Genomic DNA, 25,354 nt, shown 5'->3' with positions numbered 1-25,354 from the left:
CGCCGCGGTACAGCCGGAGAACGGAAAGACCTCCCGGACGCTCCTCACATCTGCTGGAATGACCTCCGAAACACACTGCACGGGGGGTGCGGAGCAGATGGCGGGGACCGAGTTCGGGCATGCCCTGGGGCGGTCCCGCGCGCTTTCCGGCCTGCCGGCCGCTCCGCTGGAGGCACGGTACGGGGAACTCGTCTTCGCGCAACAGGCTCTGGGCTTACGTCACTTGGGCGAATTACTGGTTCCGGCCGGAGGCCGGTTCCGGGTGCTCGACGGGATCTTCGCGGTCGAGGGTCCGGGGCGCCGGCGCCATGTGGGCGCCGAGGCGCTGCGGGGGCTGCGGGCCGCCCGTGGCGATTCGGAGGACGGGGCCCGCGCGTTACTGGACCGGCTGGCCGGGATCCAGGAGCGGGATCCGGCCGCGCTGCGGCGGATCCTGCTGTACCAGCTGGTGCGGCTGCTGCACGACCATCCCCGGGGGGATCTGCCGGACACGGCCGCCGGGTTCGGGGTCGACCCCGACGAGGCGGCGGCCCTGGTGCACGCCGCCGCCGCGAGCCCCCGGCTGGATCCGGCCCAGCGGGCCGCCGCCGAGGGGCTGGAGGACGCGTGGCTGGCCGGGCGGGTGCGCGCCGCCGCCCGGAGCGCCGCCGTACTGCCGCGCGGCGCCGCCGGCGGGGACCCGCTCCTGGCGGGACGGCTGGCGGCGCTGGCCGAGCGGGTACGGTCCGCGGACGCCCTGCTGGACGAGGCCCGCGCCCACGAGGACCGGCAGGACCGGGAGCAGGCCGCGGCGGCGTACGGGCGGGCGGCCCGGCTGGCCTGGGACTGCCCGCGCGCGGTGCGCGGCCTGGTCCGCACCCACCGGCCGGCCGAGGGGGACCCCGGGCCGCTGGAGGCACGGCCGATACCCGGCGGGGTGGCCCTGACCGGACCGCCCGGCGCCGACCCGGACGGGATCTGGCGGGTGGTCCGGCTGACCCGGCGCGAGCCGGTCACCACGCCGCTCCCGGAGGTACCGGGACCGCTCGGCGCGGGGCCGCTGACGGACGGGCGGGCCCCGCTCGGCCGGGAGGTGCGGTACGTGGCCCTCCCCGGCGACGGCGGCACCCCGCTGATCAGCGCCCCGCTGCTGGTGGCCCCCGAGGTGACGGAGCTGCGCCTCACCGACGGCCGCGCCCGCATCGAGGCGGCCTGGCTGCGCCCACCCGGCGCGGCCGGGGTACGGGTGACCCTGACCGACCCCGAAGGACGCACCACGGACCTCGGCGCCCCGGGCGCAGCAGCCCCGGCGGGCTCGGGCACGGCCGGGTCCGGCCGGGAGCGCGTGCGGGCCGGCGGGCTGGAGCCCGGTGGCTACGTGGTGCGGGTGCGGTGCCGGTACGCGGGGGCGGGGGGTGAGGTGCTGTCCGGCGGGGTCGAGGCCGCCGTCACCGTGCACCCCTGGCCCGAGCCGGTGGCCGGGCTCAGGGCGGCCGCCCGCGGCGCCGGTGGGCTGGAGCTGCGGTGGGCGGGGGGCGCCGGGGGCGACGTACGGTTCGTGCAGTGGCCGGGGCCGGCTCCCGCGGAGGGTGCCGAGCTGCCCGCCTCCGCGCTGCCGGCGGCGCTGGCCTGGGTGGACTCCGCCGGGATCGCGCAGCCGCCGCCCGGCACGCTGGCCACCGTCAGCGCCGTCGCGGTCCTCGGCGAGCGGGCGCTGGCCGGGCCCGGCGTGGCGGTCGAGGCCCCGGAGGCGGTCTGCGGGCTCACGGTCCGGCGGACCTCCGCCGGGCGGGCCAAGGTCAGCTTCGACTGGCCCGACGGCGCCGGCCGGGTCACCGTCGCGGTCACCCCCGAGTCCGGGGGCGAGCCCGTCGAACACCCCGTCGTACGGGCCGTGTTCCTGCGGGAGGGGCTGGAGCTGCCCGTCGGCCCCGGCGCCGTCCGCGTCACCGCGTACGCCGCCCCGCGCAGCGCGCACGCGGTCGCCGCCGCCCCGCAGGGCTCCGGGCAGGTGGCCCTCCCGGCCGACGTGGCCATCGCGTACCGGCTCCTGCCCGGGCCGCGCCGGATGCTGCGGCGCGGTCCCGCCGTGCTCCGGGTGAGCCTGCTCTCCCCCGGCGGGGACCCGGGCTCCGGGCTGCCCGACTTCGTCCTCGTCTCCGGAGCGGGCGGTGGCGGGCCACGGCCCCACCGGCCCTCCGACGGCGCCGAGTTGTGCCGGGTGACCGGCGCCGAGCTCGCGGTCTCGGGAACCGTCGAGCGCGAGATCCTCCCCCACCCGCCCGGCGGCGGCCCGTACGCCGTACGCGGTTTCCTGCTCGGCGGCCGTGCCGCCTCCGTCCGGCTCGACGAGCCCTCCCTCACCTCCCTGGTGGTCCGCTGACATGACCTCCGTCGTCTGCCCCTACTGCTTCGACCGCTCGGCCGCCGCCCGGCTGCCGTTCCGCTGCCAGATGTCCGCCACCGGCGTACGCGGCGGCAAACCGTGCACCGCCGAACTCGACGAGACGTGGGCGGAGTTCATGGGCCCGAGCGTGCCGCCCGCACTCAAGATGCGCGGGCCGGTCTTCACCGCCCCGCGCGGCCTCGCCGGCCGTCTCGTCAGTGGTGGGGGCACCCGCGCGGACTGCCCGCACTGCGGGGTCTCCACCCCGGTCCGGGTCTGCCTGCGCTGCCACAGCGACTTCCCGAGCGACTACACCGACCAGGACACCCGGATCATCGCCCTGCTGGGCCCCAAGGCGTCCGGCAAGAGCACGTACGTCTCGGTGCTGATCAACGAACTGCGCAACCGGGTGGGCCGGGCGTACGGGGCTTCCATCACGGCGATGGGCGGCGAAACCCAGCGCCGGGACCGGGAGATGGCCGAGGACCTGTACGACCGGCTGCGGCTGCCCGAGGCGACCAGACCCGCGGCGCTCGGCTTCAACGACCCGCTGCTGTACCGGCTGAGCCTGCCGCTGCGCCGCCGGCTGCGCGGGGACGGCAGCCGGCACACCGCGCTGGTGTTCTTCGACGCGGCGGGCGAGGACCTGGGCAGCGCCGAGGCCATGGACCGCTACACGCACTACCTGGCGGCCGCCGACGGGATCATCCTGCTGGTGGACCCGCTCCAGATGCGGGCCGTACGGGACCAGCTGCCGGTGGACGCGGACCTTCCGCTGCCCACGGTGGAGACCCCGCCGCAGCAGATCGCGGCGGACCTCGCGGCGCAGCTGCGGGCCCACGGGCGGGGCTCCTCGCGCGGCCGGGTCACCACGCCCGTGGCGGTGGCGGTGACCAAGACGGACTCCCTGTTCTCGCTGGTGGGGCCGCACTCCCCGCTGCGCCGCAATGCCGAGCACGCGGGCGGCGCGGTGGACGACGAGGACCGGCTGGCGGTGCACGAGGAGATGCGGGGGCTGCTCGACGGCTGGGACTCGGGGGCGCTGTTCCGGCAGCTGGACCGGGACTTCGCGCAGCTGTCGCTGTTCGGGCTCTCGGCGCTGGGTTCCCCGCCGCCCGCGCACGCCCCGGCCGACGCCCCCAAATCGGGGCCGCAGCCGCTGCGGGTCGAGGACCCGCTGCTGTGGCTGCTGGGACTGGGCGGGCTGCTGCCGCGCTCCGGGACCGGCGGGGGCGCGGGGCGCCGTACGGTCGCCGCGGTGAGCGGGACCGAGGGCCGGCGTCACGGTTCGGGAGGAGAGGCGTGAACCTCGCGCAACTGCACTACACCTCGGCACCGCCGGGCCCGGACGGCTCGGGCTTCCGGTTCACCGCCGTCAGCCCCGGCGTGCCCGCCTCGCTGCTGCGCGAGGCCGAGCAGCTGATCGGCTACGAGCCGCCCCGGGACGCGCCGCCGCGCCCGAGCGCGGATCAACTGGCCGCATTCCCGCAGGCCTTGAGCCTGAACGTGCTCTCCGACGGCAGCCGGCTGCTGGCCCGCTCCGTGTACACGGGCGCCGACTACAGCGGCCGCTGGGGCAATTTCCACGCCCACGCGGTCCATCTGCCGCAGCCCGCCGACGCTGACCGGCCCGCCGGGGGGCAGCTGCCGATCACCGCCTGGGGCTCCCCGCAGTGGGCGGCCGACTCGCCGCCGGCCGGGGCGCCGGTGCCGCCGCTGGCCTCGGTGCCCGCCCCCGGCCCGCTGGACCTCGGGGCGCTGGCGGCCTTCGTGGCCGCCCGGGGGCGCTGGCTCGCCGGGTTCTTCGCCGACGTACGGCGGCTCGCCGAGGATCCGGCGGCCCCGCAGCTGGTGCTGGTGGAGCGGGACAGCGAGGCCGTGGCCTGGTGGATCATGCTGGCCTGCAGCGTGCTGCCGCACCGGCGGGGGCAGTGGCTCACCTTCACCACGTACACCCGGCGGCCGCAGCTCGCCCGGCAGCAGATCATCGGCGTGGTGCCGGAGGACGGCCTGGGCCTCGCCGGACAGGAGCACCGCTACCGGGTGTACGACGCCGCCCGCGCGGCGGCGCCCGACCCGGCCCCCGATCCCTGGGCGCAGACCGCCGCGCGGATCTGGCAGGCGCAGCGGCAGGAGCTGTTCGCGCACGTCCGGCGGCTGCCCGGACCGCCCGGCGGACCGCCCGGGACGTCGGGGACGTCGGGGACGTCGGGACCGTACGAGCCCTCGGGTCCGTACGGGCCGTACGAGGCGGGGCCGCTGGCCGCGCTCGCGCTCGCCGCCGGCGTCGGCCTGGACTCGGCGGGCCGGGCCGCGGCCGCCGACTGGGCGGCCGGACACCGGGCCGCCCTGGACGACGTACAACTGCACGCGCTGGCCCGGGCGCTGGCCCGTCCGGCCGAGGACCGGGGGCCCGAGGAGGCCGCCGCGAGCGGGCGGCTGCTGTCGGCCCTGGCCGGCTGGGCGCCCCCGGAGGTGAGCGAGCCGCTGGTGGAGCTGGCGCTGGCCGGGGCGGTCCGCTCGGGCGGCTCCGCACCGCCCGCCGGGCTGCTGGGCGAGCCCGCCCGGATGCGGCTGGCGGCCGAGCTGGAACCGGAGCTGCGGGCGGCGCTCACCGACCCGTCGCGCGAAGCGGCCGACCGGGTCGGGCTGTTGCGGGTCTCCGCGGAGCTCGGCGTGGACGCCGAGGCCCTCCTGCCCGATGTGGCACGGCAGTTGGCGCAGGCCCTGATCGCCGATCCCGAGTCGGCGTACGGGGAGGCGGTAGGGGCCGCGCTGGCGGAGCTGCCGCGGCTGCGGGAGCTCGTACTCGACCGGCTCGACGGGCTCGCGGCGGGCGATCCGGCCGCGGGGGCCCGGCTGTTCGCGCTGACCCCGCTGCGGCCGACCGGGACCGGGGCGCTGCCGCATCTGCGGATGTGCGCGCAGGCTCCCGCGGCGGCGGCCGGGGACCGGATGAAGGCGCTGACCCGGCTCGTGGAGCACTCCGGCACCTCGCTGGAGGAGGATCCGCTGGTGCTGCGGACGGCGATGCGGCTGGTGTGGGGCGCGGAGCCGCCGACCGCGGGCGAGGCCTGGCTGGCCCTGTCCGCACTGGGCGAGCAGGCCCACCGGGAGGCCGGCACCTGGGAGTTGCTCGCGCGGGCGGCCGTCTGCGCCCCGGCCGGCGACCGGGACGCGGAGGCGCTGGCGGTGGAGCTGCTGCGCCGTTACCCGACGGAACTCCCGACCTCGCTGCGGGCTTCGCTGCTGCTGCTGGAGCTGGCCCGGAACCTGCGGGCCCGGGAGATCGGCCCGGGCTGGGTCCGCCAGGCCCTGGCCCTGGGCACGGCGGGTCCGACGCCGACGGCGCGGGAGCACGCGTACGCGGCGGTGGCCGCCCACCTCCTCGCCGATGACCGGCCCGACAGCGAGCTGCGGGCCCTGATCGAGAGCAACGACGCCGAGCTGCTGGCGGCGTACCGCCGGGCCGCCCGGCAGCCGCGGGTCGCGGACCGGCTGAGGCTCGACCCCCGGTACGCGGCGGAGTGCTTCGCCGCCTGGAACTCGCAGCCCCAGGCGGGCCCGGCATGGCAGGAGACCCGCGCCGATCTCCTCGACGGCGTGCTGCGTCCGGTCGTACGGGGCCTGCCGGCGCCGCAGCTCGCCGCGCTGGAGGAGGCCCTGGCCCGGCTGGGCGGCCGCTGGTCGGAGGAGTTCCGCGGCTGGCAGCGGCCCGGCGCCTTCGGGCGGCTGCGCGACCGTTTCGGCGGCTCCGGCCGGCGCGGCGCCAAGAGCGCGCCCGGCAACCCGCCGCTGCGGGGCGGGTCCGGTGGACCCATCGCGCCCGGTGACCCGGGCGGATCCGGCGGATCCGGCGGATCCGCCGACGACGGGAGGCGGCCGTGATCTCCGACAGCTTGGACCTGGCGGTCATCGCGAAGACCTTCGGGTGGGCCACGGTGGCGATCGGGGTTCTCGTCTGCCTCGGGTACGGGCTGTGGCGGTTCCTGGCACTGGCCCTGGGGGCGGCCGCCACCGCGTTCACGCCGCGCACCCCCGGTACCCCCGACCCGCGGGTCTCCCCGTACCCGGGCCCGGAACCGGCACAACCGGCCTACTGGGACCGGCAGATGTGGATCGACGCGGCGGCCGCCTCACGGGCGGCCGCGCACACCGTGCGGTACCTGCTGGTGCACCACTGGCTCGACGAGCTCGTCCGCCGCCGGCTGCTGACCGGGCGCAACGCCTCGACCGGGGAGCGCGCCGAGAACGTCTTCGGCCGGCTCGTCCTGCGGCTGCTCGCCCCGGCGACGGCGCTGGCCGCGCTGCTGTCGGCGCTGCTCGCCTCCACCCTGCTCCTCGGCATCGCGGTGGCGTTCGCCGCCCAGCTGCTGCTGGTGCGGGGCGTGGCGCTGGCCGGGGTGGTGGGCGGGCGGAGCGCGGAGCGGCTGTGGAAGCTGGCCCGCGGCATCCGCATGAAGTGCCCGTACCCGGGCTGCTACCGGCCGTTCCCGCTCGCCGTGCACCTGTGCCCGGGTTGCGGGGCCGCCCACCGCGAGCTGCGGCCCGGCCGGTTCGGGGCACTGCGGCACGTCTGCCGGTGCGGGCGGGCACTGCCGACCACCGCCCTGGCCGGGAGGCGGCGGCTCGCCCTGCGCTGCCCGCACTGCGATCAGGAGCTTCCGGAAGCCGTGGGCACGACGCGGGTGGTGCACCTGCCGCTGATCGGGGGCACCTCCGCCGGCAAGACCATGCTGATGGCGGCCATGCTCGACGGACTGCGCTCCTGGTCGCACGAGTCGGCGCTCACCGTCGAGTTCGCCTCGATCGCCGACCGGCGCGAGGCCAACACCCTGGGCCGGCAGCTGGAGACGTCGGGGTGGGCGCTCAAGACGCAGGGCGGGCAGCCCCGTGCCCTGATGCTGCTCGTCGGGCGCGGGCGCGGCCCGCTCAAGCGCCGGCGGCTGCTGTACCTGTACGACCCGATGGGCGAATCGCTGCGCGACGCGGCCACCACCCGGCTCCAGCAGTACCTCGCGCACGCCGACGGGGTGGTGCTGGTCGCGGACGTGCTGGCCGCGCCCGGCGTACGGCGCGCCCTGCGCGAGGGCGACGGGAGGCTCGCGGTGGCGGCCCGGCCCGCCGACCTCGGGCCGGTGGACACGTACGCGGCGTTCGCCGGGGAGCTCCAGGGCCTCGGCGGCCGGCGGGGGCGCCTGGGGGTGGCGGTGGTGGTGACCAAGCGGGACGTACTGGACCGGCTGAGCTCGCTGCCGCGGCCGGAGGGGCCGGTCGACGCCTGGCTGGGCGAGATCGGTCTGGACGGGCTGGTCCGCACCTTGGACCACGATTTCGCGGCGGCCCGCTACTGGGCGGTCAGCGCCCACGCCGCCACCGGGGCGGGCGCCATGGTGTCCGAGCAGCGACGGGCGGCGGAGCCGGTGCTGTGGCTGCTGTCGCGGACGGGCCTACGGGTCGGCGGCCGGTCGGCCGCGACCCGGCGGCCCCGCGTCCCCCGGCCGCCCCGGCTGCCGCGGCCACGCGGCCGTACCGGCGCGGCCGGCCCCACGCACCCCGGCGATCCGGCCGACCCGAACTCGCCGGATCGATCAAGCCTGTGACGTGGGGCGGGGCAAAGGCTAGATTCCAAGGGTCACTGAGAGGAGCAACTGCCCATGGTGACACCGCAGATCGCACGGGGGCGGCTGCTGATGCTGATCCTGTTCGTGGCGGCGGTCTTAATGACGGCGGCCGCCGGGGTGGCGGCACTCGTGCGGTACGTACCGCAATGGCTCGGGAGTTGAAGGAGATTAGCGGTGAGTGACATCCCCGGCGGGCCGATGGCGAACCGGCCCGTCCACTTCATCTGGCTGCTCGACTGCTCGTACTCGATGCAGGGCGAGAAGATCGGCCAGCTCAACTACGCGATCAGAGAAGCCGTTCCGGAGATGCGCTCGGTGGCGCAGGACAATCCGGCGGCCCAACTGCTGCTGCGCACCATGACGTTCTCCACCACGGCCCGGTGGCACCACCAGGACCCGGTGCCGGTGGAGAACTTCACCTGGCAGGACGTCCAGGTGGACGGCATGACCAACCTGGGCGAGGCGCTCCACATGGTGGCCCGGGAGCTGGACACCCCGCCGATGCCGCAGCGGGCGCTGAAGCCGGTGCTGGCGCTGGTCTCCGACGGGGTACCGACGGACGACTGGAAGGCGGGGCTGCGGGCGGTGGACGCGACCCCGTGGGGACGCAAGGCCGTACGGGTGGCCATCGCGATCGGCACGGACGCCGACCGCACCGTGCTCCAGGAGTTCCTCGGCAATCCGGAGCTCCAGCCACTGGACGCGAACAGCCCCAAGCAGCTGGCGGCGGCGATCCGCTGGGCCTCGACGGCGGCGGTCAAGGCGGCCTCGCAGATGGTGGCGGGGGCGACGGACCCGCTGTCGAAGCAGCCGCCGTACGCCCCGCCGGTGCTCGACGACGACGATGACGACGTGTGGTGAGCGGGCCCGTGTCACCGGAACCACCACCCGTACCACCGTCCGTACCGCCGGTGCCGCCGGTGCCGCCACACGGGTCGCCACACGGGTCGCCGTACGTGCCGGCGTCCGTGCCGCTGTGGGCCACGCTCCTCCAGAGCGTCCAGGGCGTGAACAAGGCCCGCAACCAGGACTACTGCGAGGTCCAGGGGCGCGGCACGGCCGAGGAACCGCTGATCATGGCGGTGGCCGACGGCCACGGCTCGGCTGCGCACGCCCGCAGCCATCTGGGCTCCCGCTTCGCCGTGGACCTCTTCGTCGAGGAGGCCCGGCGGTTCGGGGCGCTCGCCCAGCCGCGCGGCGACGAGCGGCCGCCGAGCCTGGCCTGGCTGATGCACTACGCCGAGCACGCCTTCCCCCGCCAACTGGTCAGCGCCTGGCGGGAGAAGGTGCTCGGCAACTGGGCGCGGACCAGCTCCCACGAGGAGCCGGGCCTGTCCGAGGAACACAAGGTGCTGCTGTACGGGAGCACGCTCGTCGGCGCGGTGCTCACCCCCCGGGTGTTCGCGGCCTGGCAGCTCGGCGACGGCGAGCTGACGGTGGTGGACGAGGACGGGCGGGTGACCGTACCGCTGGCGCCCGCCGAGGCGGACCTGGGGGACGAGACGGAGTCGCTGTGCACCCCGGAGGCGTGGCTGCGCGTACGGACGCACTGGGCGCCGGTGACGGCCCCCTGGCGGGCGCCCCGGCTGGTCGCGGTCTCCACCGACGGGCTGTCGAAGAGCTTCGCCTCGGACCGGGGGTTCCTGCAGTTCATGGCCGGGCTGGACGAGCGACTGTCGGCGGAGGGCGCGGACACCGTACGGGCCGTCCTCCCGCAGTGGCTGGCCAGGGCCTCCCAGCACTCGGGGGACGACACCACCCTGGTGGCCGCCTGGCACCGGGGCGCCACGCCGGCTCCTGAACCGGCCGTGGCGCCGGAGGCGGCCCCGGCCACCGACCCCGCCGGACCCCCGGTCACCGACCCGGCACCACTGATCAACCCGGCACCACCGACCGACCCTCACGGGAGAGACGAATGAGCGGCATGCTCGACAGCGGGACCCTGCTGACGACCGACAGCGGTCTGGGCGTGGAGGTGTTCGACCTGCTCGGGGCCGGCGGGCAGGGGGAGGTCTACCGGGTGCGGACACCCGCCGGGTACCAGGCGCTCAAGTGGTACTACCCGGCCTGCGCGACCCCCGCGCAGGAGGGCATCGTCCGCCAGCTCGTGGGCCGCGGCTTCGACGACGACCGCTTCCTGTGGCCCCTGGACTTCGTGGCCGACGGGCGCGGCGGGTTCGGGTACCTGATGGACATCCGCCCGGACCGGTTCAAGGGCCTGCCCCTGCTGTTCCGGCGCCAGCTGCGCACCTCGACGCGGGCCCTGCTGAAGGCCTGCCTGTACACGGTCGAGGCGTACCAGGCCCTGCACTCGCGCGGGATCGCGTACCGGGACATCTCCTGGGGCAACATCTTCTTCGACCCGGCCACCGGCGACGTGCTCGTCTGCGACAACGACAACGCGGTGGTGGAGGGCGACAGCACCGGCATCTCGGGGACCATGGAGTTCATGGCGCCCGAGCTGGTGCGCGGCGACCCGGGGGTGGCCCCCGGCACGCAGAGCGACCTGCACTCCCTGTCGGTGCTGCTGTTCATGTTCCTGATGAACCATCACCCGCTCAAGGGAAGACGCGAGTTGGCGATCCACTGCCTCGACGAGGTGGCGGAGCGCAAGCTGTACGGGAAGCAGCCGCTGTTCGTCTTCGACCCGCAGGACCGGTCCAACGCGCCCGACCCGACCGAGCAGGCGACCGTACTGGCCACGTGGGCGGCGGCCCCGGACTCCCTGCGGGAGCTGTTCACCAAGAACTTCACCGCGGGCCTGCACGATCCGACGACGCGGGTACGGGAGTCGCAGTGGCGGGACACGCTGCGGGCGGTGCTCGACGCGGTCGTGGAGTGCGTGCAGTGCGGGCGGCAGAACATGACCGAGCCCCGGTCCGCCGATCCGGGCACCTGCTGGGGCTGCGGGAGCACGCTGGTGCTGCCGCCGCGGCTGGTGCTGACCACGCCCCCGCCGCGCACCGAGCACCACATCCTGCTGCACCGTTCCTCGCGGGTGCAGGCGCACCACCTGGCCCCGGAGCCGGCCCGGCACGACTACGGCGACGGGACGCTGGTCGCGCTGCTGACCGAACACCCGCAGAAGCCGGGCCGGTTCGGATTGGCGAACCGGTCGGCCTCGACGTGGACGGGAACCCGCGCCGACGGCTCCACCCAGCGGATCGACCCGGGCCAGACCGTGCCGCTGCGCTCGGGCCTGGAGCTGGACTTCGGCGGCGCGCGGGCCGTCGTACGGGCGAAGTAGGGGCCTGAGGAGGTCAGTTGCCCAGGAGCCGGCTGATCTCCTGGGCGAGGGCGAGGCCGCCGCTGCCGGCTCCGAGACCGAGGGTGATGGTCTCCAGCGAGCGGCGGATCACCCCCGGCTCGGCGGCGCGCCGCTCCTGCGCGGCCCGGTCCAGTTCACCGCGCAGGACCTCCGCCGCCTCGATGCGGCTCGGGGCCGCGCCCTGGTCGCGGAGCCACTGGGCGAGTTCGGCGGCCAGCCGCAGGGTCTCGGCGGCGGTGTCCTGCTGCCCGATGTTGATGGTGCCGTTGTCGCCGATGATGCCGGCGTTGACGTCCCTGTTGAAGTTGAAGGTGCCCATTCGCTCTCCTGCTTCCGCTGGTCTTGGGGTCAGGGCGCGCCGCGGCCCTGGCCGCCCTGGGGTCCGCCGGGCGACGCGCCCGGTCCGCCGTGGTGGTTGACGGTTCCGTTGTCGCCGATGACACCGGCCTGCACGCTGCCCTGGAAGGTGTAGGTGTGGGTGTTGATGACCTGCTGCGCCTGGTCGTAGGAGCTGGTGTCGACGTTGTGGTCCTTCAGGAACCGCTCGGTCGCTATCAGCACGCCCTGCTGGAGGCGCTGGAGGAAGTCCTGGGAGTCGGTGCGCTCGGTGTAGCCCAACTGGCCCCAGTCCGCGACCCGTTCGCGGATGCTGTCCACGGCGCCGTAGTCGTACAGCATGTGCCGCTTGTCGATCTCGCGCCGTACCTTCTCCAGGGCGCGGGCGCGCCGGCGCCGATCGGAGGAGCGGCGGGAGATCCGTGAGGCGGCGCCGAGCAGCGTGGGCCCGGCGGCGCGGGTGGCGTGGGCGACCAGGCTCCACCAGCGCTCGAACCCGTCCACCGGCAGCCGGTTCACCCGGTCGAAGCGGTCCTGGAGCGGGGGGATGCCGTACGCCGACACCTCCCAGGTGAGGCTGGGGTGGTGGAGGCGGGCGCGCAGGTGCATGGAGACGATGGCACGGCCGCCCTCACCGGCCCGGACCAGGCTGAGGTAGGTGCGCATGCCGGCGCCGGACTGCATCAGGCCCGCCTGGACGAGCTGCTTGGGGATCTGGGCGAGGGGCCGCTTCAGGCGGTCCGGCAGCAGTTCCGCGCCCACGTACGGCACGTGATTGCCTATGACGTAGAGCCGGTTGCGGACCTGGAGGCCCTTGAGTCCGGCGATGCGCTCCATCTCGCGGGCCACGTAGGTGTGCAGGTCGACCGCGTCGAAGGGCTTGATGGGCAGTTTGGCGCCGTTGCCGGCCGGATCGTCGGCCGGCCGGCTGACGTCGATGGGCTGCCAGACCATCTCCTTGAGCTTGGAGCCGCTGCCGACGAAGGGGTTGGTGCGCTCGGCACTCGCCGTGTACGGGACCACGTTGGCCCGCTTCTGCTCCAACAGCCGCTGCTCCACGTCGGGTTCGACGGCCGGGGCCAGGTCGGCGGGGCGCTCCGTGCCGTGCTCCACGGTGAGCGCGGCCGTACGGGCCCGGCTCTCGGCTTGGTGGACCAGCCACCAGGCGCTCGCGTACGCGGTCACGACGAGCCCGGCGGCCGCGCCGGCCAGCCCCCCGAGCCCACTGACCAGCGCGTACAACAGCACGGGCACGGCTACCCACACCCCGACCCCGCAGATCCAGGCCAGCCGCAGGTCCCGTACGTCGATCCGCCGCACGGCGGCGCGCCCGTGCCGGGCCAGCGCCACCAGGTCGATGCCGAGGGAGAGGCCGGTGGCGCGCAGCCCGTCTTCGGTGAGCTCCACGTCCACGTGCCGGGCGAAGCCCTCGTCCAGATGCGCGCCCGCACACAGATGCCGCGTCACGGCATCGGTCCGATACTGCGCGAGCGCCGGTAACTGCCGTCCCCCCACGTACCCCTCCCCCATGTCCCCGCCACCCTACGGAAACGCGCCGCGGCTGTCCCCCGATTGCACCCGATCAGCGGCCGTCGGAACTCGCGCGCGAACCGGGCGTCGCGTGTCACCGGTTCCCGTAGTCCTCCACATAGGTGGCGATCAGCTGGAGCAGGGCGTCGGCCCGGTGCCGGTCCTCGCGCTGCGCGCGCAGGGCCTCGTCGGCAGCCCGCAGCCGGGCCAGGGCAGCCGGTGCGCCGTCCACCACGTCCTCGACCACCGGCGTGGTGACCAGGTCCAGGCACTCGGTGAGCAGGCGGCGGGTGGCGGGGGACGGCGGGCCCGGATCAGGGTCGACGAAGCTGCTGGTCAGATACCGCGCGGGATCGGTGAGACTCCAGCCGACGACGGCGCCGCGCTGGACCAGGAGGGCGACATCGGGTGCGATGCCGATACGGGCATCCAGCGGCTCGTCCAGCACATCGAGGTCGCGCAGGCCGGTGAGCACAGCGTCCCCTGGGGTCCGGCACAGCACCGAGCACCTCTCGTGCCGGAAGTCGCGGGCCTCATCGGCGCGAAGCCCGCCCGGGCGTACTTCGGGCAGGAGGGGAAGGCGGGCGGCCTCCGCGGCGGAGGCGGACTCCTCCGGCCAGTGGAACTGCGCCGCGACCAGCTCGCGGCTTTCCGTGTCGAACCGGAGGACGTCGGGCGCGTCCCACAGCACCTCCTGGCTGCCGAAGGTGTCCGCGAGGAAGCGCTCACGCTCCGCCACATTCTCGAAGGGCGCGATGTCGACGGAGGCGTCACCAGTGAAGCGGGGCGTGATGCGCATCGGCTCGTCCGTCACCGTCGCGCGCCATTCGCCGTCGAATTCCAATTTCATCGTGAGCTGCCTCACCTGATCTGCTTGGCCGGGGCCATATAGCCATTCTTGCTGGGAATCTTGCCCTCCACGATGTCCTCGTGGGTAATCGGCGGGTGGGGGTCCGTGGGTTTCCCGCCGAGCGCCGTCGCTCCCGAGTCGCCCTTGATCCCCGACGGCCCGTATGCCGTGATGGCCTGGCCTTGAGTGTTGCCGATTCCGTCGACCACGACGACGTCCTCACCCTGCCGGAACATGAACCTTCCCGCCTGGCCCGTCGATTGGTACACCGCATCCGGGTTCTTCAGGATCTCCGTGACCCGCTCGTCGCTGAAGCCGTGCATCTTGTCGCCGTGGTAGTCGTTGTGCTTCTTGAACCCTCCGTCCTCCGCCCGGGCGATAACGTCGTCGACAACCTTGTCGATCCGCTTCTGGGCCTTCTCCTCCTTCGTGTACTTGGGCATGAGGCCCAATGGGTCGCACCCGCTGTGCGGGTTGCCCACGTACGCGACGGGGTTCGGGGCGGGGGCCAGGCCGAGGGGGTCCGGGGAGGTGTAGCGGCCGGTTTCGGGGTCGTAGTGGCGGAACAGGTTGTAGTGAAGACCCGTCTCGGGGTCGTAGTACTGGCCGGGGAAGCGGAGCGGGGTGTAGGTGCTGCTGTCGCGTGACCAGGCGGTGGTGCCCCACAAGGTGGCCCGGGAGCGCCAGGCGATGTCGCCGGACTCGTCGATCAGTTCGGTGGGGGTACCGATGAGGTCCGTGGCGATGGCGAAGAACCGGCGGTCGATCTCCTCCTGGCGGTCGTCGGCCGTGAGGATGCGCTCGGTCTGGGCCAGGGGGACGCCTCCGCGGTGGTCCCAGGTGAGGGCGACCGTGTTCGGCCGGTCCGGCTGGTGGCTGGTCTGTTCGCACAGGGTCAGGCCGTCCCAGGCGAACCGGACCTCCTCGGCCACGCTCTCGCCGTCGGCGGCCAGGCGCTGCTTCGCGATGCGGCGGCCGAGCGGGTCGTAGCGGTACCTCCACCGCGTCCCGTCGGGGGTGGTGACGGAGGTGAGGCGGTTCTCCGTGTCCCACGTGTAGCGCCAGGTGTCGGGCTTGCGCGAGAGCCGGGTCTTCTGCCGCAGGGTGACCCGGCCGAGGGCGTCGTACTCGAAACGGACGTTTCCGGCGCGGGTGAGGCTGGTGCCCGTGTATGTGCGCGATCCGGTGGCCTCGCCGCCCGGGTGCTGGTCCGGCCAGGTCCCCGAGGTCTGGTTGCCCGCGTCGTCGTACGCGTACCGCTCCGTCCAGCCCTGGGCGTGGACTGCCGTGACCCGGCCCGCCGGGTCGAGGTCGAAGGTGCGGGTGCCCGCCAGCCGGTCCGCGACGGATGTCAGATGGCCGTCGGTGCGGTAGGCGTAGGCACGGCTGTTCACGGCGCGCCCGCCGGCGGATATGTGCTGCTCGGAGAGTCGTCCGGCCTCGTCCCAGGCGGAGGTCACGGTGACCGCGTCACCGAAGACGCGGGCCAGTTCACGGCCGGCGGCGTCGTGGGTGAACTCGACGCGGTGGCCGCCCGTGGTGAGGCGATGGGCCTGTCCGTCGGCTCCGTACGCGTAGGAGGTGACGTGTCCGGTGGGTGTGGTGCGTCGCGTGCGCCGGCCCACGGCGTCGTAGGCGTAGCTGACGGACCGGCCGTCGACCAGTTCGGTCTTGGTGCGTCCGCGGCGGTCGTACTGGTAGCGCAGTTCCCCGTCCGGTCCGGCCGCCTCCAGCAGGCGTCCGGCGCGGTCGTAGGTGTAGTTCGTCACCCGGCCCTCGACGTCCTTGACGATCGCCTGGCCGAGCTGGTCGCGCTCGAACGCGATGGTCCCGCCGAGGGCGTCGACGCGGGCGGCCAGCCGGCCCGCGGCGTCCAGCCGGTAGGTGAGGGTGCGGCCGTCGAAGTCGGTCTCGGAGACGATGTTGTCGGCGGCGTCGTACTCGTAGGTCCAGGTCAGCCCCTGCGGATTGGTGACGCGGGTCAGGCGCAGCGAGGAGTCGTGCTCGAACTCGTAGCGTGCGCCGTCGGGTCCGGTGCGGGAGACCGGCAGGTCGCAGTGGGTGTACTCGAAGCGCGTGACCCCGCCGGACGCGTCGGTGCGGGCGAGCAGGTTGCCCTCGCCGTCGTAGGTCCACGTCTCGGTGGCGCCGTCGGGTCCGGTGCGCCGGGCGAGCTGCCCGTCGGCGTCCCATTCCAGGCGGGTGACGCCGCCCACCGGATCGGTGATGCGGACCGGCCTGCCGAGGGCGTCCCGCTCGGTGCGTGTCACGGCGCCGGCCGGGTCGGTCACCTCGACGGGCAGTCCTGCCGTATCGCACACCACGTGGGTGGTGGCCCCGGTGGCGTCGGTGAGCGAGGTGAGGCGGGCGGCGTGGTCGTAGGTGTAGCGGGTGGTGGCGCCGACCGGGTCGGTGACCGCCGTGCGGTTGCCGCGTTCGTCGAACTCGTGGAGCATGCGTGCGCCGTCCGGCGCGAAGACTTCCACGGGCAGACCGAACCGGCCGCGCACGGTGCGCAGTTCGCTCCCATCCGGGCGGATGGCCCGGACGGCGCGGCCGTCCTCGTCGTACGAGAAGACCGTCGTGAGTCCCAGCGGGTCGGTGCGGGACAGCAGGTTGCCCCGCGGGTCGTGGGTGAAGCGGGTGGTGTGGCCGAGCGGGTCGGTGATCGCCAGGATCTTGCAGCCGGGGCCGAACACGTGACGGGTCGCATGCCCGTCGGGGGTGGTCAGGGTGGTGGTGTACTGGCCCGTCCCGGGGTCCGGGTCGGTGTACGTGAAGGTGAGCTGGATGTGGCCGGCCTCGCCGCCCTCCGCCACGACGCGGTCGCGATCGTCGTAGACGTAGTCGTAGCGGCTTGCGTTGGAGTCGATCCAGGCGATGACGCGGCGGCGGTCGTCGTAGACGAAGGTGGTGGTGGCGCCCGAGGGCTTGATGGCCGCGGTGAGGTTGCCGTCCTCATAGCCGTAGCCCATCAGGGGCAGGTCCGCGCCGGCCTCGCCCGCGCCGGCCAGGGACAGGCCGGTGATCAGGCCGTCGGTGACGGACACGTTCACCCGGTGGCCCGCCGAGTGCACCAGGGCCAGCGGCAGGCCGTCCTCGTCACGGTCGACGGTGATGGTGTGGCCGTTGCGTTCGGTGATGGCTGAGAGCCAGGCCTCGCCGTCGCCGCCCGGTTCGCTGCCGGACGGGGCGGTGAAGTGGAAGACCAGGCCGCTGTCGGGCTCGGTGACCGTGTAGTCGCCGTCGGCCCCGCGGGCCAGCTCGGTACGCGCCCTGCCCTTGTCCGGCCGGGTGGGCACACCGGGGGCCGGGTGCGGGTACGCGATCAGGAGGCCCTCGGCGGTGACGTGGATGACGCCTGCCTCGTCGATCTCCAGCCGCTCGTCGACCGTGGACGTCCAGGCCGGTCCGAGGAAGCGCCCGACCGGGAGGCCGGATTCGGTGCGGCGGGTGAAGACCAGCGGCAGGATGCCCGGCAGCTCGAAGTCGGTCTGCGGCAGGAACATCCGGCCCGTGGCGAGGTCCACCGGGTCGCCGCCCTTCTTGCGGTCGCCGTCCGTGGTGTTGTGGGTGCCGTCGGGGTCCCCCTCCACCCGCTCGCGCACCTTCGGACCCTTGATGTCGTCGAGGTGCCTGGCGGCCGTCCCCAGCTTCTTGAGGGAGCCGAGGCCCTTGGAGCCGACGAGTTCGGGAAGGAGCTTGCCGATGCCCTCGGAGGGGTCCTTCATGAACTCGTCGAGCATCTGCTTGCCCGCGCCCCACGGGTCGTTGGCCATGGTGACCAGGCCCGCGGCCGTCGAGTTCAGGCTGGTGAGGTACTCGGCGGGGTGGGTGAGGTTGTAGGGGTCCATCGGGTTGAGCGCACGGGCGAAGTTGGCGATGCCCGCCGTGCCCTTGACGACGCCGCCGAGCAGGTGGGTGGTGGCGAGGTCCAGATAGTCCAGGCCGTCGCCGAGCTGCTCGGTGTACGAGGGCTTCGGCGGGGCGGCGTCCCGGGCCGCCTTGATGGCGGTGCGGAGGTTCTCGGCGACCTCGTTGCGCTGCTTGCGGGCCTCGTCGAGCTTGTCCTGCGCGGCGGTGACCATCGCCTTGCCCGGGTCGTCGTAGTCGCGCCCCGGGCGGGGCGGCAGGGGTTCCTTCTTGGCGTCGTAGGCGTCGTTGTATTCCTTGACGAGCTTGTTGTGGGCGGTGCGGGCGTCCTCGGAGGCCTTCTTCGCCTTGTTGTAGTCCTCCAGGGCCTCCTTGGCCTTGCCCTGCGCCCATTCGACGGTTTCGGCGAAGCGGCCCATGGTGTCGGCGGCCTTCTCGAAGGCGGAGGCGGCATTGAACCAGCGCGCCGGCTCCTTCGCGACGGAATCGCGGAACGCCCCGGCGGTCTCGCCCTTGAGCCCGTCGGGCCGGGTGAGGCTCTTCAGGCCGTTGCCGACGGATTCGAAGGCCTTCCTGAAGTCGTTGAGGTGGGCGACCTGCTCGCGGATCTTCGAAGGGCTGCCGTAGACCAGCTTCTCCGGGTCGTCGGTCTGGCCGAGTTCGAGTTCCTCCACGTCCGCGCCGAGCCGGTTGGCGGCCGAGCGGCTCTTCTCCCGGATCCAGTCGCCCGCGTCGTCGAGGCCGACCTCCTCCGCCAGGTCGGCCGTCTTGTCGCCGGCCCACTCGACGGCGTCGCCGACCTTCTCGACCCCGTGCTCGACCTTGTCCTCGATCGAGTCCGGTATGTAGTCCCGCCAGCCCATCAGTTACCGCCCCCGTCGCCCTTCGCCTGGTCCAGCAGGTCCTTCAACGACCCGATCTTGCCGTTGGAGGTCACCGTGTCCTTGGTGTCCGACCAGGTCTGCTTGATGTCCTGCGCGCCCTTCTCGAAGGACTCGGCGCTGTAGTCCGGCTTGTAGACGTCCGCGCTGAAGATGTCGCCCCAGGACTTCTGCTCGATCTCGTCCTCGGTGGCGTGCGGATTGCCGTACGTGGCGTTCGCGGCCACCTTGAACGCGCCCTGGATGTACTGGTCCTCCTCCCACATCGTCCCCGCGGCGATGCCGAGGTCCGCGGCCAGGGTGGAGGCGTCCTGGATCAGGGCGCGCACGCCCCACTCCCAGCGCTCGCAGAAGTCCTCGAAGTCCTTGGCCAGTCCCGCGTGCCCGGTCTCCATGCCCGTCATCGACAGGTTCTCGAAACCCGCCCCCTGCGAGGCTCCGGCCGCATCGCCGGACTCCCTCAATTCCGCTATCGCCGCCCGCAGACCGATCTGGATCGATGCGACCGCCGCCGGCGAGACCTCCAGGTCCCCGTCGCCCGCCATCAGGCCACCGCCCCGTCGGCGGCGATGTCGACGGCGCAGGCATCGGGGACGATCCCCTTGACCGGCGGGAAGAGCATCGAGCCGTCCGCGTCCGCCACGTTCACCGCCACCCCGGCCGGCCCGTCGACCTGCGGAACGACCGCATCGACCAGCCGCGCGCCGAGGAGCGCCAGGTACGGCCACTCCTGGCCGTCCTCCCCGCGGGCCCGGGCGAACCGGAACAGCGCCTCCTCGTCGGTGAACGCGTAGAACCAGCGGATCCCGCCCGACACGGCCGACATCAGACCACCGGCGGCATCACCGGCACCGTCCCCGGCACCGGCGTCGCCGGTGACCGGAACGAGCAGCGTGGCGCGGCGGAACTCGCCCACCAGACGCCCCGGATCCCCCCGGCCTTCCCGCAAATCGGCTATCTCTTCGGTCAGTCCCATGCCGGTGCGCCCCCTCCGCATGATCCATGTGCGCGGAAGCAAACAGTACCGGGAACGCCAAAACGGCCCGCCGGGCGACCCGGGGCCGGGCTGGAGAGGGCTGTGTGCCCCGTAGGGGGTGCACCGGTCGGCGGGGCTCCGTTCCCCCGCGGCTCAGCCACGCCGACCGGCGTTCATGGCCCCGTTCAGGATGCCGCCATGCGGCGGCGCAGGCTCAGCGGGCGCATGTCCGTCCACACCGCGGCGATGTGGTCCAGGCACTCCTGCCGGGTGCCCTGCGTGCCCTCGGCCTGCCAGCCCGCCGGGAGCTCCCGGTCCGCACGCCAGATGGAGTACTGCTCCTCGTCGTTGCGCACGACCCGGTAGCCGCTCTCGTCCGTCTCGGTCATCGGTCCGGCCCTCCCCTTCGCTTTGTTCGGCTGTTCCGTGATGGGTCACAGCGTGCCGCGCCGGGACGGGGCGCCATAGGGACAAACGCGCAGAAGGACCGGCGGTCGGTGCTGCCGCTCCTTCCCTGGTGGCGCCGGGGGGCGCGGCGGCAGTGTTCGGGGCAGCCAGGGTGGCGACCGTGAGGTACAGCGCCGCCGGCCACGTCACCCCATCAGGCTGGAAGGAGCTCCGCCATGTCGGACACCCCAGAGATCGTGCACCTGCCCACCGGCGGGTGGCGGTTGTGGGAGCACTTCGCACTCCGCGGTCCGGGTTTCCCGGCCGAGGGGGTCCTGCGCATGGCCCCGCCCGGACTCGCCCTGTCCGCCGACAAGTTCGCTCCGGGCGACGTCCTCGCCGGCCCGGACTGGGAGGCGTTCACCGGGGCCTTCGACACCGGCGCCGTCGGCACCGCCGAACTGCTCCAGGAGATCGCCGCCTCGCCGCGCTTCCGGGCCGCCGTGGCCTGGCAGAACCCCGCCGTACTGCGCACCGGCATCGCCCCGTTCCTGAACTGGACGCCGACCGCCGCGAGCCGGACCAGCATGCCCCGCCAGCGCGAGGAGCTCGTCGCCCACTACTGGCAGCGGTTCTGCGTCAAGAACGACACCATCGGTTTCTTCGGGCCGGTCGGGTGGGGACGCTGGGACCTCGCCACGGACGGGGTGGAGGTCGACCCCGGCACCGGCGGGTTCCTCGCCGACTCGCGGGTCTACTTCGCCAGTTGGGCCATCGACGCCCTCGCCAAGTCGCTGAACGCCGACCCCGCGCTGCGGGCGTGGATACCGCCGCGCCGGGTGTCCTTCGTACGGGCCGAGGGCCTGTCCGTGCACCTGCCGGGCCGGCCGCCGCAGCCCATCGGCGAGAGCGCCCGCGCCGTACTGGACCTGTGCGACGGGACCCGGCCGGCGGCCGCGATCGCCGAGGCGCTGGGGATCCCGGTGGCGGAAGCGACCGAGGCGGTGCAGTGGCTGGTCGCCAAGCGGTGGGTGCACTGGCGCCTCGACGTGCCGACCGGCACCTACCCGGAGCGGGAACTGCGCGCCGTCCTGGAGCGGATCGGCGATCCGGCCCTGCGGGAGCCGGCCCTGGAGAAGCTGGCCGTCCTGGAGCGCGGGCGGGACGCCGTCCAGGCGGCCGGCCTCGACGCCGAGGCGCTGACCTCGGCGATCGGCGCCCTGGAGGCGGACTTCGCGGCGCTGACCGCCACCGACGCCCAGCGTTCGAAGGGCGAGCGGACCGCACCGTGCCGGGGTCTCGTGTACTCCGACGCCCGGCGCGCGGCGACGGCCACCCTCGGCACCGCCCTGCTGGACGAGCTGACCCCGCTCGCGCAGTGCCTGACCGCGGCGCGCTGGATGACGAACCGGTTCGCCGAGCGGGTCCGGCCCCGGCTCCGCGAGGTGTACGAGCGGCTGCGCGCGGCCGGCCCGGTGGACCTGGGGGCGATGTGGCTGGGCTGCCTGCCCTCCCCGTACCCGGAGGCGGGCCGCGACCTCGACGCCGTCCAGGCCGAGCTGCGCGCGAAATGGGCGCGGATCCTGGCCGTGCCCGAGGGGGCGCGCCGGGTCCGGGTCTCCTCGGCGGACATCGCGGATCGGGTGCGCGAGGAGTTCGACGAGCCCGGCGCGGGCTGGTCGCTGGCCCGCTACTTCAGCCCGGACGTGCTGCTGCTCGCCGACAGCGCGGACGCGGTGGCCCGCGGGGACTTCGAGATGGTGCTGGGCGAGATGCACAGCGCGCTCAACACGATGGGCGCCTCGCTCTTCGTCCACCAGCACCCCGACCGCGAGGAGCTGATCGCGGAGACCACCCGCGACTTCCCCGGGCCGCGGCTGCTGCCGATGCTGCCCAAGGAGCTGCCGCTCAAGTGGTCGACGCGCAGCAGGCCTTCGCTGGACCGGCCGCAGGACTACTACGTCTCTCTGGTCGACGACACCGGAGACCCGCACCGCCCGCGCACCGCCTTGTGCGCCGACGTGACCGTGGAGGACCGCGACGGCCTGCTGATGGCGGTACTGCCCGACGGGGCCGCGTTCGACCTGCTCGACGTGTACGCGAACACCCTGACGCAGCGCGTCATGGACCGGTTCACCCTGCGCCCCGACGGCGACCACACCCCGCGCATCAGCATCGACAAGATGGTGGTGGCGCGCGAGACGTGGGCCTTTCCGGCGTCCGAACTCGCCTTCGCCGACGAGAAGTCCGAGGCCAAGCGGTACGTCAGGGCCCGGCACTGGAGGCAGGAACACGATCTGCCCCGCTTCGTGTTCGTGGTCTCGCCGACCGAACCCCGGCCGTTCTACGTGGACTTCGACAGCCCGGTGTATCTGACCATCCTGGCGAAGGCCGCGCGCCGGCTGGCCCGCAAGGACCCCGGGGCCAAGCTGAAGGTCAGCGAGATGCTGCCGACGCCGGAGCAGGCCTGGCTGACCGACGACCAGGGCGCCACGTTCACCTCGGAGCTGCGCTTCGTAGCCGTCGACCAGACCGTCACCGACGTCTCGCGGCCCGCGCCGGAGCCCGCCGCGGACGGGAGCGCGTGATGCCGACCTTCGCGCGGACCTTCGTCGACGACATCGCCGCGCACGCCGCCCTCGACCCCGGCCGGATCGCGGTGACCACCCCGGCCCGCGAGGTGACGTACGGGGAGCTCACCGCCCGCATCGACGCGGTGGCGGCGGTGCTGCGGGCCCGGGGTGCCCGGCCCGAGACGGTGTGCGCGGTGGCCGTGGAGCGCGGGGTGGACGCCGTGGTCGCACCGGCCGCGGTGGTCCGCTCGGGGGCGGCCTTCCTCAGCCTCGACCCCGAGCAGCCGCCGGCCCGGCTGGCGGCGCTGGTCCGCAGCGGCGGCGCCGACATGCTGCTGACCTCCTCGGCCCTCGCCGGCGGGCTCGACCTGCCGATCCCGGGGACCCCCGTACTGATCGACTGTCCGGGGAGCCTGGCCGAGGAGGACCCCGGGCCCGGCGGGCCGCTCGGCGGGCGGGCCCTCGCGTACGTCAGCCACACCTCCGGGAGCACCGGCGAGCCCAGCGCCGTCCTGGTCGAACACGCCGGGCTGGACTCGTACTTGCGCTTCGTGGCCCGCGACTACGGCCTCGGGCCGGACACGGTGGCGCTCCAGGTGGCCCCGCTGGGCTACGACGCCTCCCTGCGGGACACCTTCGCCCCGCTGCTGGCGGGCGGACGGCTGGTCGTGGTGCCGCGTTCGGCGCTGCTGCGGCCCGAGGAGTTCGGCGCCGCCGTACGGGAGCACGCGGTGACCGCGCTGCTGAGCGTGACGCCGTCCTTCCTGGCCTTCCTGGCCGGGCAGCCGGACGCGGACCGACTGCCGGCCGGGGTACGGGTGGTGGTGTCCAGCGGTGAATCGCTGCGGCCGTTCCTGACCGCCGGCGGCCGGGCCCTGGTGCCGGGCGCGCTGGTCAACCAGTACGGGCCCACCGAGTGCACGATGACCTCGACCCGCTACGCCGTGCCGGCCGAGCCGGACGTCCTGACCGACATCGTGGGCACGCCGATCGACGGGGTCGTGGTCCGGCTGCTGGACGCCGGGCTGTCGCCGGTGCCCGACGGCTGCGTCGGGGAGGTCTGCATCGGCGGGGCCGGGGTGGCCCGCGGCTACCGCGGGCGGCCCGCCCGTACGGCCGAGTGCTTCGTACCCGACCCGCTCGGGCCGCCCGGCGCGCGGATGTACCGGACGGGCGACCTCGCGATCCTGGGCCCGAACGGGCTGGAGTACCTGGGGCGCCGGGACCGCCAGGTCAAGATCCGCGGCTACCGGGTGGACCCGGCCGAGGTGGAGGGCGCGCTGCTGGCCCATCCCGGGGTCACGGGGGCGGTCGTCACCCCCGACACCGACGCGCAGGGGCGGGTGTTCCTGATCGCGCACGTCACCGGGGACCTGGCGGACGTGAAGGACGCGGCGCTCCGTGCCCACCTGGGCGCCACGCTGCCGCCGCATCTGATGCCGCGCCGGTTCGCGCGGCTGGCCGAACTTCCCACCACCCGCGGCGGGAAGGCCGACCGCCGTGCCCTGTCGCAGACCGGAGGCCGGCCATGACCACCGCACCGAGCGCGCCGCGCGCACCCCGGACGTCCATCGCACTGCCCGGACCGCGCGCGCCCATGACACCCAGGGCGCTGGCCGCATCGGCCGCACCCGCCACTCCCGCCGCGCACGCCGCGCCTGCTCTGGGCATCCCGCTCGGCCGGGCCGACGTGGAGGCCGCGGCGGCGCGGATCGCCGGCCACGTACGGAGGACCCCGCTGCTGGCGGGGCCGGCCGGGCCCGAGCTCCGCCGGACCGGCCGGGGACTGCTGCTGAAGGCCGAACACCTCCAGTACAGCGGGTCGTTCAAGCTGCGCGGGGCCGCCAACGCCGTCCTGGCGCTGGGCGCCCGCAGGATCGTGACCGGCTCCTCCGGGAACCACGGCATCGCGCTGGCCCGGCTGGCCGCCCCGCTCGGCGCCGAGGTGACCGTGGTGCTGGCCGGCGGGGCGCATCCCGCCAAGATCGCCGTGATCAAGGCCCTCGGGGGGCGTACGGTCCGCGTACCGGGCGGGGTCGCCGAGCGCGACGCCCGGGCGCGGGAGCTGGCCGAGGAGACGGGCGCGGTGTTCATCCCCTCCTCCGACCACGAACTGGTGGTCGCCGGGCAGGGCACGGTCGGTCTGGAGATCCTCGCCGAGGCGCCCGACACCGAGACCGTGTACGTGCCGACCGGCGGGGGCGGGCTGCTCGCCGGGGTGTGCCTCGCCGCGTACGGGCACCCGGTGCGGGTGGTGGGCGTCGAGCCCGCCGGCACCCCCCGCTACGCCCGGTCCCTGGCCGCGGGGCACCCCGTACGGCTGGCGCCCGGTGACACCGTCGCCGACGGTCTGCGCGGGCAGCAGCCCGGGGCGGTGCCGTATCCGATCGTCCGGGACCGGGTCGACGACCTGGTCACCGTGACCGACGCGCAGATCCTCGCCGCGGCCGCGCTGCTGCGCCGGCGCGGGTTGGAGGCCGAGCCGTCCGGCGCGGTCGCGCTGGCCGGGGCGATCCGCGCGGGCCGCGGCACCGGGTGCTCGGTCGCCGTCGTCTCGGGCGGCAACACCAAGACGGCGCTGATGGCGACCGCCGCGGCAGCCACCCCTTCCCGTACCCACTGCACCACTTGAACCACTTGAACCACCTGGACCACAGGCACGACCCGCATCACCCACGCCACCCACACCAC

At 74.4% G+C, this 25,354-nt stretch carries 18 protein-coding genes; 11 read left to right on the top strand and 7 right to left on the bottom strand.

Features of this window, described 5'->3' with window-relative positions; translation table 11 throughout:
* The first annotated feature begins 223 nt into the window (after positions 1 to 223).
* The 8 genes from OG509_RS29080 (at position 224) to OG509_RS29045 (ending at position 11,236) form a co-directional block, all read left to right on the top strand.
* Entirely contained in the window at positions 224 to 2,362 is a 2,139-nt protein-coding gene (locus OG509_RS29080; RefSeq protein ID WP_406185510.1) for a hypothetical protein, read from the top strand.
* A 1-nt stretch (position 2,363) separates the two neighbouring features.
* A complete protein-coding gene (locus tag OG509_RS29075) occupies positions 2,364 to 3,671 on the top strand; it encodes a hypothetical protein (protein ID WP_406185509.1) in 1,308 nt (435 codons plus the stop codon).
* On the top strand, positions 3,668 to 6,253 hold the full coding sequence (locus OG509_RS29070) for a GTPase-associated protein 1-related protein (protein ID WP_406185508.1): 2,586 nt from the start codon (positions 3,668 to 3,670) through the stop codon (positions 6,251 to 6,253). The genes OG509_RS29075 and OG509_RS29070 overlap by 4 nt, the downstream gene beginning before the upstream one ends.
* Positions 6,250 to 7,968, top strand: a complete 1,719-nt coding sequence (locus tag OG509_RS29065; RefSeq protein ID WP_406185506.1) for a hypothetical protein — start codon at positions 6,250 to 6,252, stop codon at positions 7,966 to 7,968. The genes OG509_RS29070 and OG509_RS29065 overlap by 4 nt, the downstream gene beginning before the upstream one ends.
* A gap of 54 nt (positions 7,969 to 8,022) precedes the next feature.
* On the top strand, positions 8,023 to 8,151 hold the full coding sequence (locus OG509_RS29060) for a hypothetical protein (protein WP_406185504.1): 129 nt from the start codon (positions 8,023 to 8,025) through the stop codon (positions 8,149 to 8,151).
* Between the two features lie 36 nt (positions 8,152 to 8,187).
* Complete coding sequence (locus OG509_RS29055) at positions 8,188 to 8,850, top strand: tellurium resistance protein (RefSeq protein ID WP_385585200.1); 663 nt, start codon at positions 8,188 to 8,190, stop codon at positions 8,848 to 8,850.
* A 95-nt stretch (positions 8,851 to 8,945) separates the two neighbouring features.
* Positions 8,946 to 9,908 carry a PP2C family serine/threonine-protein phosphatase gene (locus OG509_RS29050; RefSeq protein WP_406185503.1) on the top strand — a complete coding sequence of 321 codons (963 nt, stop codon included), beginning with the start codon at positions 8,946 to 8,948 and terminating at the stop codon, positions 9,906 to 9,908.
* A complete protein-coding gene (locus tag OG509_RS29045) occupies positions 9,905 to 11,236 on the top strand; it encodes a protein kinase domain-containing protein (protein ID WP_406185501.1) in 1,332 nt (443 codons plus the stop codon). The genes OG509_RS29050 and OG509_RS29045 overlap by 4 nt, the downstream gene beginning before the upstream one ends.
* 13 nt (positions 11,237 to 11,249) lie before the next feature.
* Here OG509_RS29045 and OG509_RS29040 read toward each other — a convergent pair whose 3' ends face one another.
* From OG509_RS29040 to OG509_RS29010, 7 genes are all read right to left on the bottom strand, one after another.
* Complete coding sequence (locus OG509_RS29040) at positions 11,250 to 11,576, bottom strand: hypothetical protein (protein WP_406185500.1); 327 nt, start codon at positions 11,574 to 11,576, stop codon at positions 11,250 to 11,252.
* Positions 11,577 to 11,605: 29 nt separating this feature from the next.
* Complete coding sequence (locus OG509_RS29035; RefSeq protein ID WP_406185498.1) at positions 11,606 to 13,060, bottom strand: hypothetical protein; 1,455 nt, start codon at positions 13,058 to 13,060, stop codon at positions 11,606 to 11,608.
* Positions 13,061 to 13,217: 157 nt separating this feature from the next.
* Entirely contained in the window at positions 13,218 to 13,973 is a 756-nt protein-coding gene (locus OG509_RS29030) for a hypothetical protein (protein ID WP_406185496.1), read from the bottom strand.
* Positions 13,974 to 13,984: 11 nt separating this feature from the next.
* A complete protein-coding gene (locus OG509_RS29025) occupies positions 13,985 to 18,709 on the bottom strand; it encodes a putative T7SS-secreted protein (protein WP_406185495.1) in 4,725 nt (1,574 codons plus the stop codon).
* Entirely contained in the window at positions 18,709 to 19,272 is a 564-nt protein-coding gene (locus OG509_RS29020) for a hypothetical protein (protein ID WP_406185494.1), read from the bottom strand. The genes OG509_RS29025 and OG509_RS29020 overlap by 1 nt, the downstream gene beginning before the upstream one ends.
* Positions 19,272 to 19,703 carry an SseB family protein gene (locus OG509_RS29015; RefSeq protein ID WP_406185492.1) on the bottom strand — a complete coding sequence of 144 codons (432 nt, stop codon included), beginning with the start codon at positions 19,701 to 19,703 and terminating at the stop codon, positions 19,272 to 19,274. The genes OG509_RS29020 and OG509_RS29015 overlap by 1 nt, the downstream gene beginning before the upstream one ends.
* Positions 19,704 to 19,888: 185 nt before the next feature.
* Positions 19,889 to 20,092, bottom strand: coding sequence for an MbtH family protein (locus tag OG509_RS29010; RefSeq protein ID WP_387283286.1), 204 nt, complete (start codon positions 20,090 to 20,092; stop codon positions 19,889 to 19,891).
* A 234-nt stretch (positions 20,093 to 20,326) separates the two neighbouring features.
* On the opposite strand from OG509_RS29010, the gene OG509_RS29005 reads away from it, so the two are divergent.
* Genes OG509_RS29005 through OG509_RS28995 form a run of 3 tightly spaced genes read left to right on the top strand, consistent with a single transcriptional unit; the run spans position 20,327 to position 25,295 of the window.
* Positions 20,327 to 22,678, top strand: a complete 2,352-nt coding sequence (locus OG509_RS29005; protein WP_406185491.1) for a lantibiotic dehydratase — start codon at positions 20,327 to 20,329, stop codon at positions 22,676 to 22,678.
* Entirely contained in the window at positions 22,678 to 24,195 is a 1,518-nt protein-coding gene (locus OG509_RS29000) for an amino acid adenylation domain-containing protein (RefSeq protein ID WP_406185490.1), read from the top strand. The genes OG509_RS29005 and OG509_RS29000 overlap by 1 nt, the downstream gene beginning before the upstream one ends.
* Positions 24,192 to 25,295 (top strand): threonine/serine dehydratase, encoded by a 1,104-nt coding sequence (locus tag OG509_RS28995; RefSeq protein ID WP_406185488.1) that lies wholly within the window; start codon positions 24,192 to 24,194, stop codon positions 25,293 to 25,295. Before OG509_RS29000 ends, OG509_RS28995 begins: the two co-directional genes overlap by 4 nt.
* Positions 25,296 to 25,354: the final 59 nt, after the last annotated feature.

Source organism: Streptomyces sp. NBC_01006, assembly GCF_045162725.1.
Classification (GTDB): domain Bacteria; phylum Actinomycetota; class Actinomycetes; order Streptomycetales; family Streptomycetaceae; genus Streptomyces.
The sequence above is the reverse complement of the archived record's forward strand: the minus strand, read 5'-3'. Positions and strand labels throughout refer to the sequence as shown.

What these genes read in the sequence shown, in the direction of transcription:
- OG509_RS29030 (WP_406185496.1), bottom strand. Translation starts at nt 13,973, where the DNA reads ATGAAATTGGAATTCGACGGCGAATGGCGCGCGACGGTGACGGACGAG.
- OG509_RS29010 (WP_387283286.1), bottom strand. Translation starts at nt 20,092, where the DNA reads ATGACCGAGACGGACGAGAGCGGCTACCGGGTCGTGCGCAACGACGAG.
- OG509_RS29000 (WP_406185490.1), top strand. Translation starts at nt 22,678, where the DNA reads ATGCCGACCTTCGCGCGGACCTTCGTCGACGACATCGCCGCGCACGCC.
- OG509_RS29075 (WP_406185509.1), top strand. Translation starts at nt 2,364, where the DNA reads ATGACCTCCGTCGTCTGCCCCTACTGCTTCGACCGCTCGGCCGCCGCC.
- OG509_RS29005 (WP_406185491.1), top strand. Translation starts at nt 20,327, where the DNA reads ATGTCGGACACCCCAGAGATCGTGCACCTGCCCACCGGCGGGTGGCGG.
- OG509_RS29055 (WP_385585200.1), top strand. Translation starts at nt 8,188, where the DNA reads ATGGCGAACCGGCCCGTCCACTTCATCTGGCTGCTCGACTGCTCGTAC.
- OG509_RS29025 (WP_406185495.1), bottom strand. Translation starts at nt 18,709, where the DNA reads ATGGGCTGGCGGGACTACATACCGGACTCGATCGAGGACAAGGTCGAG.
- OG509_RS29015 (WP_406185492.1), bottom strand. Translation starts at nt 19,703, where the DNA reads ATGGGACTGACCGAAGAGATAGCCGATTTGCGGGAAGGCCGGGGGGAT.
- OG509_RS28995 (WP_406185488.1), top strand. Translation starts at nt 24,192, where the DNA reads ATGACCACCGCACCGAGCGCGCCGCGCGCACCCCGGACGTCCATCGCA.
- OG509_RS29020 (WP_406185494.1), bottom strand. Translation starts at nt 19,272, where the DNA reads ATGGCGGGCGACGGGGACCTGGAGGTCTCGCCGGCGGCGGTCGCATCG.
- OG509_RS29040 (WP_406185500.1), bottom strand. Translation starts at nt 11,576, where the DNA reads ATGGGCACCTTCAACTTCAACAGGGACGTCAACGCCGGCATCATCGGC.
- OG509_RS29060 (WP_406185504.1), top strand. Translation starts at nt 8,023, where the DNA reads ATGGTGACACCGCAGATCGCACGGGGGCGGCTGCTGATGCTGATCCTG.
- OG509_RS29045 (WP_406185501.1), top strand. Translation starts at nt 9,905, where the DNA reads ATGAGCGGCATGCTCGACAGCGGGACCCTGCTGACGACCGACAGCGGT.